This window comes from Bacillus sp. DJP31 (genome assembly GCF_049310945.1).
GTDB lineage: Bacteria > Bacillota > Bacilli > Bacillales > SA4 > Bacillus_BS.
Genome location: NZ_JBMERO010000012.1, coordinates 129,302 through 137,218 on the forward strand (window position 1 = coordinate 129,302; position 7,917 = coordinate 137,218).

Genomic DNA, 7,917 nt, shown 5'->3' on the forward strand with positions numbered 1-7,917 from the left:
TAGTTTATAAAGAAATCAAGAAATATGCGAACGAATATTCGATTGTTTTTTCTGAACTTTTTGCTAGTTTAGTCGTAGCCTAGAGTTGTGATGTTTTTTACCGAACAAAAAAAGTCCACCCTATAAGGATAGACCTAAAACTTGTTATTTATGATAATTGAAACCATTGTTCTTCCTTATTTTAGCGAATGCAAAGATAGCAAGAATTTCGAAGAAGAATAACGACACAAAAATGGTCAATAAATTGGAATGAGGACGGCTAGAACTCTCTTCTCCAGCAAATCCCATTCCATCGTGAATCCATATATTATCCATCTCGTTCGTTTTCTTTTCTTCATTTTGAGGCTCTTCTACTGTTATTGTTTTCTCCACAGGTTTCTCTACCTTGGGTACCATGCTCGGATCAAAGTTCTCAAAACCATAATCAAATAATGCCATCGTGTCTTCATATTGTCCGTTTTTAGTAGTAGAATTTAACGTGACAGCTATGAGTTTCGTTTCTCCTCTTTGAGCCGCAGTCACAAGGGTAAAACCTGATTGATTGACAAATCCATTTTTCCCTCCGATAATTCCATCATAGGGAATTTCTCGCAATAGTCTATGATGGTTATAAAGCGTGGTATCCCAACTCTCACCTTTCCACGGCAGGGATTGCGTACTAATGATTCCAGTAAAAACCTCATTATTTAGGGCATATTTCGTTATTTTAGCCATATCAAGGGCTGTTGTATAATGGTTTTCATCGAAAAGTCCATGTGGATTTTTAAAGGAAGTATTCGTCACACCTACTTTTTCTTTTACAAATGAATTCATTCTGTCTGCAAACCCTTCAACAGAACCATCCATATGCTCGGCAATGGCTACTCCTGCATCATTTCCGGAATTAATCAGCAGTCCCTGTAGAAGCTTGATTAAAGGAACGACTTCGCCTTCTTCCAAATAAACCCTCGTTCCATCTACATTGCGGGCATTTTCACTTACCACGACAAGGTCCTCTGGATTTCCTTCTTCCAAAGCGACAATCGCCGTCACGATCTTCGTAATACTTGCTGGATACATTTTATGTTCACTATTCTTTTCATATATTACAAAGCCACTCTTGGCATCTATTACTATCGCACTCTCACTAGCAAGGTTTATATTCGTTTTTTCTTCTGCAGAAGCAGATGAAGTCCAACTGAATTGGAATAATAGGATGACTAAAATAATCATTTTGATATTCTTCATAGTACCCTCCAGCTTCATTTCAATACACATACGATACCATATATTCGAATGAAGGAGAGTGTTTCTGACTGTAAATGATACGTTGTAATTTTTGACAAATAGTAATAATACTAACCTACTTACAGCTTCTTTCCTATTAAACTATGAAGTGACATCCCAATAACGACTAGAACCATTCCAACCAGAGACACAATTGAAGGCAAGGGAATCGATAGAAAAAACATCTCTCCAACCATTGCAAAAATAAGTTGTGTCGATTGAGTCGACTCAACTGCTGCTAGCTTTCCGTTATCATCTTTCACCAACTCGGTTGCGTAAAAGAAAAGCAAGGTGGCGATTACTCCAGAAGAAATCGCTATAACCAAGGACTGTACCAATTGGTCAGTGCTTGGTGCTCCGACCGTTATCTGTCCGATAGTTGCCAATACAATCCATATTGGCAACGAAGCTAGTGTCATCCCTAGCACCCGCTGAAATGTATCAAGCTTTCCCGTGTACAACACCATCATTTTTCGATTTCCAAGTGGATAAGCGAAGGCTGCTAGTATGACTGGCAGTACCCCCGTTAGAAAAAGCTGAAGAGACAATCCACCCTCTGCATTCTCCAATTGGATAATTAAAATACCAAATAGAATAATAAAAGAGAACAGTAAGCTTTTAAAAGGAATACGACTGCGATTACCATCAGCCCCGAGAAAAAGAGGAGTTAATAGAATACCGGCAATAATTGTAAACTGCCAAGTTCCCGCTATAAGCCAGCCGGGTCCCGATGCTGCAGCGTAGGTGATGGGCCCGTAAAACAAACCGAATCCCACAAAGCTCCAAAGTAACCAGGGTAATGGCTTTTTCAACATTTCCTTTAAAAGTTCCAAAAGATTTCCTCGCATGAATACGATGAGAACTAGAAATGGTACCATGAAAAAATAACGAAGCGAAGAGCTCCAAAGCCAGCTTCCGCCTGAAAGCTCCATTGACCGATTTAATATAAATGTAATAGCGAAAAAAACAGAAGATAAAATACCAATCAGAATTGCTTTCATAAGAGACTCTCCTTTAAGATGACAGATCTATATCTTCCATTATATGAATTTAATTGGGATGTAATATATTGAAGATGAACTTTAGGGGAGTTAAAACCACACTCTGTCCTCTTTTTGTTATTTGATTTTAGGTGAGACTAGGCACTTTAATCTGAGCATGATAGGTTTAAGAAACAAGATAAAAAAACAAAGGCCCACGCGAAATACCATCGCATAAAGCCTTTTTAACTCTTACTATCCTAAATTACTTAATCCATACATTTCCGGAAACATACTAAGCTGTTGTACCTCTCTAATACGCTTTGGCAATGGAGGATGAGTTGACAAAATGTGACTTAACCAAACGAAGAATCCATTCTCTCTACTAGCTGAATCTAAATAGTCTGTTGTATCCACTTTAGTAAATAGAATCCTTCCAACCGCTAGAATTTTTAGTGCATTGATCGCGGCACAAGAATTATTTATATGAGCAGTTGCGATTCGATCACATGTATACTCACAAGCTCTTGAATACGCATTTCCTAAAAATGGAATCCAAAGTGCAGGTAAGATTAATAGATTTTTGGTAATATGATTCCTCTGGATGTGTGCCAATTCATGTGCTATAACAAAATCTAATTCAGCATCATGTCCATCTTCGACAATTTCTACAAAATCAGAGTACAAAATAATGAAATTACGTCCAAAGAATCGAGTAGCAAATGCATTCAGCACACCACCCTCTTGAATGATGTAAATGCTAGGAAGCTCGTATACTCCCATACCTTCAGCAATTACCTTCGCTCTTTTATAGATCTTAGGAAATTGCTTCTCTGTAAGCTTCACTCCGTTATTTTGAATATGACCAATTGAAAGCCCGTGGATAAATAGAGTAAAAACAACTCCGGCCACTATGTAAAAAATACCAATAACTGAAAGTATTAGTCCGATGTAACTAAAAATACTAATCACTAAACAAAGTGTATAATAACCCTTTTCATTGTCATGTATTAAACGTGGATTCATCCAATCACCCTATTTTTCTAAGCTAGCTGCAGCTTCATTATTTCTTGCATTATTCATCAACTTAAGTTCACGTATAATCTGAATTTCAGTATCTGAATTCTTCTTATTAATCATTCCCATGATTAAGAAAATGTCGATGAATGTCCAAACTCCCAGTCCACCCAAAGTCAATGTCATCGCAACCCCAGATCCAATTCTACCTAAATAATAGCGATGTGCACCAAAGCCGCCTAAAAAGAACCATAATAACCATGTAGTTGCTGTAGATTTTTTACGCTTGTCCATTTCAGAAGCTAATAATTGTAACTCTTTTGATGTTAGTTCTTGTTTTGAAAGCAAATTCTGCATCTAAATTCCTCCTATATTTTATTTCTTGCTCTTATATTTTATATTAAGATAATGGAAAGGGATAGGATTTTTTAAATTTTTTGTCATAATTGGAGGGTATTAGTCGGATTTTACACTTCATCACCACTACAAAGGTCCTAAAGTATTATTGTAATAGAAAAAAGACATATGTAACCTGTAATGGTTTCATATGTCTTTTTATATTATAGAAAATTACAGATAGCTTGGTTTATGATACATTCTGTGATGCGATTCCGACTGTCTCGAGACTTATTTTGTCTTGATAATTCGCCATCTGAGGATATACAGCTTGGAAAATGTCGGCATACTCCGGGGCAAATTGTGTACCAATGTTTTCTATTACAATCTGCCGTGCCTCTTCGCAAGTGAATGCTTTCCGGTAAGAACGATTACTGGTGAGGGCATCAAAGGTGTCTGCTAGTGAAATGATTTTAGAATATATTGGGATTTCTTTTCCTACTATTCCGTTAGGATAGCCTCTTCCATCAAACCGTTCATGATGATATAGAATATTCTCAACAATATGATCAGGGTAATCCAATTCTCTTGCTAGGTCCGCACCACTCTTGGAATGTTTTTTTATCAGATTGTATTCTTCTTCTGTTAACTTCCCTTCTTTTGAAAGAAGTTCCTGATGAATATTTATCTTCCCAATATCATGAAGAAGAGAACTAATACGTAAACTTTCTAAATCTACCTTATGTCCATTTTCACTCATATATTTCCCAATTAACATCGAATAATCGGACACTCGAATGGAATGACCCCGTGTGTATTCATCCTTTGCCTCGACAGCTAGTATCAATGTTTTGACTGTTTTATCATAAATATAGGTCATTTTCGATTGCTTAACCGTAGATCGCACTACAACGTCAAGAACAATTAAGTAGCATAAAATATATGTAATTTCAATAATGGCTTGGATATATCCGGTTTCATGCTCGGCTAAGATAAAGTTTGAATAAACACCCGCTAAAATGGTAACAAGGCACGCTAAATAGAAGAGACTTCTTTTATTAAATAGAATGGCTAAAAGAGGTAGATAAATGACTAGTACATGATTGAAAAACGGAAGTGAATAATTAAGGCTAGCTGTAACAAAACAGACATTTATAAACAATACATACATCCGTTGTTTCTCTGGTATGAATCGAAAGAGCATGGTAAATGGCAAGAAGCCAAAGCTTTGAATAAATAACATCTGAAAATAAAGCGGAGTAAATTCACCAATCCATAAACCATAGATCCCAGTTAGGGCAACAATTCCTAGTAGACACATCAGCCATAATGTTTTAAGTATTTTCCAGCTATCTAGTCCCATGCTCCCACCACCTACACTTCGTCAGTTGCTCTTGATAGTTCTTTTGGATTATAAACTTATTTTATAATAAAAAACATAGTTGAGTAAGGGATAATATTACCAAATCTGTTGAATTCAAGTTGTAATTCACACTTATTCTTCATAAATCATCTTTTTGGTCATTCCACCATCCACAACTAAATTGATTCCCGTTACAAAATCATTCTCCTTTGCTGTTAAGTATAGGCATGCCCTTGCAATATCTGCTGGAGTTCCGACACGTTTTGATAAATGCTGTTCATGGTCCATTGCTCGTAGCTGTGCGTAATCCCCTGTTTCAATCCAGCCAGGTGAGATGGCATTGACTGTGATATGGTCTCTGCCCAAAGAACTTGCAAAAGCATGTGTTAGGGAAACAATCCCTCCCTTTGATGCTGCATACAGCTCTGAGAAAGGCTCTGACATGATTGCACGAGTTGAAGCGATGTTCACGATTGTTCCACCTTCTTCGTTTTGCCGTAAATATTTAGCTGCTTCTCTTGAACACAGGAAAACACTTCTTAGATTGGTAGCAATCAGATCATCCCATTCGGTTATTGTTACCTCATAAGGAGACTTAAATAAACCTTTACCTGCATTATTGATTAAGATATCGATCTTGCCAAAGTATTCTTTCGCTGAATGCATTAAGTGAATGATATCCTCTTCTTGTCTTACATCAGCTTGCAGGAACAACGCATTCCCACCACTTTCTCGTATTTTCGCTGCAGTCTCCTTTCCACTTCCTTCATCTATATCTACCAAAACAACCTTCGCACCTTTTTCCGCATACAAACACGCAATCGCTTGACCGATTCCATTTGCTGCACCCGTTACAATGACGACCTTACCATTAAATTCCATCTACTATACCTCCTTAGTTCGTCCAAAACATTTTAATGTTATCATCGCATATATGTTGGAATGTTAGCTATTAAACAACTACAGAGATGCAGCAAAAACTGGAATATTCCTTCATTCTACTATCTTTGTATGTATATCTCTTGTCGCATATCTTCATTAATTTACATATATTGCCTACTTGCATGAAAGGACAAATTACCTAATAATACTGGTAAAGGCAATTAAGTTTATAGAGAAAGAGGGAAACCTATTGAAACTAAGAGTCTCTGCTGTTCAGTACCATCTCCATAGTATTTCTTCCTTTGAGGAATTTGCTCGTCAGGTAGAGCATTATATAAAAACAGCACAGGAATATGAAGCAGATTTTGTCCTTTTTCCAGAATTCTTTACGACCCAGCTTCTATCCATTGGTTCTGGCTTCAACACCATTCAAGAATTACCACATTTTACGGAACAGTATCAAAGCTTGTTTAGCAATCTAGCCAAACAGACGAACATGCACATCATCGCAGGAACTCATGTTATCCGCAAAGGGGATCGCCTTTACAATGTAGCACATCTGTTTTATCCAGATGGTCGTATTGCCCAGCAGGCAAAGCTTCATTTGACTCCAACTGAAGTCAATGAGTGGGATATGTCACCTGGTGACGGTATTGAAGTTTTTAAAACCGAAAAAGGTACGATTGCGATGATTACTTGTTATGATATTGAATTTCCTGAAATCGTTCGAATGGCGAGAGCAAAGGGTGCGGATGTGATTTTCTGTCCATCATGTACAGATGACAGGCACGGCTTTCACCGAGTTCGTTATACCTGTCATGCAAGAACTATTGAAAACCAAGTATATGTGGTGAATGCCGGTACAGTTGGATCCCTTCCAACCGTAGACTTTATGCGTGCTAATTTTGGGCAAGCGGTCATCATCACACCTAATGATATTCCGTTTCCACCAAGTGGGATCATGAGTCAAGGCGAAATGAATCAGGATATGATTGTGACAGCCGACCTTGATTTAGAGCTATTATATCAAGTACGAGAAAAAGGCTCTGTAACGACTTGGCGAGACAGACGAACGGACCTTTATCCCGATTGGACAGAAACCGTCATACCCAAGTAAATGAAGGGGGCACTTCATGTACCGAAAAGAGTTTTATGTTTTTGATCAAGATCAACCGATTCCTGCAGTCATTCGAAATTACAAAGAAGTCGATTTTCATAGTTTGATCGAAATCCAAAGGGAAAGCTTTCCCCCACCCTTTCCGGATGAACTATTATGGAATAAAGCACAGCTCCAAAACCATATTGAACTTTTCCCAGAAGGAGCTTTATGCATTGAGATAGATGGAGTTATTGCAGGATCGATGACGGGTTTACTTGTTGATTATGGCCACGGTGATTTAGATCATACATGGCAGGAAATCACTGACAATGGGTATATCCGAAATCACAATCCTAGTGGTAACACCTTGTATGTCGTCGATATAAGTGTACGTCCCTATGCTCGAAAATTGGGCTTGGGAAAATGCCTCATGCTTTCGATGTATGAAGTAGTCGTTCAATTAACCCAACTTTCATCAGTTTTTGATAAAAACACATCAAAAATTGATTTTTCACGTATCAAAACGTTGATTTATCAACGTTTACCTTCTGGGAATCTAAATGTAGTGACCTAATATTTACTTAGAGATAATTTTAGTTGATTACCCGGTTTCGATAAGGTATAATTCAATTATGTTTATAAGAGAAACGACCACTAAAAATAGAGTAACCCAAAAAGAATATATGAAACATGTGTTGGTTGAATCCTATCGAACAGAAAAAGGACCGAGGCAACGGGTTGTGATGCAATTGGGAACGCTCACCCTTCCAAAATCTGAGTGGAAAAAATTAGCTTCCGCCTTGGAAGGCCGCATAGCCGGTCAGATTACGCTGTTTGAAGATGAAAATGAAATCGCTGAGGCTACTGAAAAGGCGATGACTCATTTTTCTTTTACCCAGAAAAAGACGCAGGCAAAAGAAGAACGTCAAGAAAAGGGGAACTTTGTATCTGTTGACTTAGATTCAATCGCTACT

General features: G+C 37.7%; 8 protein-coding genes and 1 pseudogene. 3 read left to right on the forward strand and 6 right to left on the reverse strand.

The window, feature by feature from the left end; genetic code table 11:
* Positions 1 to 144 precede the first annotated feature (144 nt).
* The 6 genes from ACOI1C_RS13090 to ACOI1C_RS13115 all read right to left on the reverse strand — a co-directional run bounded on the left by ACOI1C_RS13090 (position 145) and on the right by ACOI1C_RS13115 (position 5,844).
* A complete protein-coding gene (locus tag ACOI1C_RS13090; protein ID WP_422510972.1) occupies positions 145 to 1,227 on the reverse strand; it encodes a D-alanyl-D-alanine carboxypeptidase family protein in 1,083 nt (360 codons plus the stop codon).
* A 119-nt stretch (positions 1,228 to 1,346) separates the two neighbouring features.
* Positions 1,347 to 2,267, reverse strand: coding sequence for a multidrug resistance efflux transporter family protein (locus ACOI1C_RS13095; RefSeq protein WP_422510973.1), 921 nt, complete (start codon positions 2,265 to 2,267; stop codon positions 1,347 to 1,349).
* A gap of 234 nt (positions 2,268 to 2,501) precedes the next feature.
* Positions 2,502 to 3,272, reverse strand: coding sequence for a M48 family metallopeptidase (locus ACOI1C_RS13100; RefSeq protein ID WP_422510974.1), 771 nt, complete (start codon positions 3,270 to 3,272; stop codon positions 2,502 to 2,504).
* Positions 3,273 to 3,281: 9 nt separating this feature from the next.
* On the reverse strand, positions 3,282 to 3,620 hold the full coding sequence (locus ACOI1C_RS13105; protein ID WP_422510975.1) for a TM2 domain-containing protein: 339 nt from the start codon (positions 3,618 to 3,620) through the stop codon (positions 3,282 to 3,284).
* A 229-nt stretch (positions 3,621 to 3,849) separates the two neighbouring features.
* A complete protein-coding gene (locus ACOI1C_RS13110; protein WP_422510976.1) occupies positions 3,850 to 4,962 on the reverse strand; it encodes an HD-GYP domain-containing protein in 1,113 nt (370 codons plus the stop codon).
* Positions 4,963 to 5,094: 132 nt separating this feature from the next.
* Positions 5,095 to 5,844 carry a glucose 1-dehydrogenase gene (locus ACOI1C_RS13115; RefSeq protein WP_422510977.1) on the reverse strand — a complete coding sequence of 250 codons (750 nt, stop codon included), beginning with the start codon at positions 5,842 to 5,844 and terminating at the stop codon, positions 5,095 to 5,097.
* 250 nt (positions 5,845 to 6,094) lie between these two features.
* On the opposite strand from ACOI1C_RS13115, the gene ACOI1C_RS13120 reads away from it, so the two are divergent.
* The 3 genes and pseudogenes from ACOI1C_RS13120 to ACOI1C_RS13130 all read left to right on the forward strand — a co-directional run.
* Positions 6,095 to 6,961, forward strand: a complete 867-nt coding sequence (locus ACOI1C_RS13120) for a carbon-nitrogen hydrolase family protein (protein WP_422510978.1) — start codon at positions 6,095 to 6,097, stop codon at positions 6,959 to 6,961.
* Positions 6,962 to 6,977: 16 nt separating this feature from the next.
* Positions 6,978 to 7,517 (forward strand): GNAT family N-acetyltransferase, encoded by a 540-nt coding sequence (locus ACOI1C_RS13125; protein WP_422510979.1) that lies wholly within the window; start codon positions 6,978 to 6,980, stop codon positions 7,515 to 7,517.
* Positions 7,518 to 7,575: 58 nt separating this feature from the next.
* A pseudogene (locus ACOI1C_RS13130) lies at positions 7,576 to 7,917 on the forward strand (IS1634 family transposase); the annotation flags it as partial.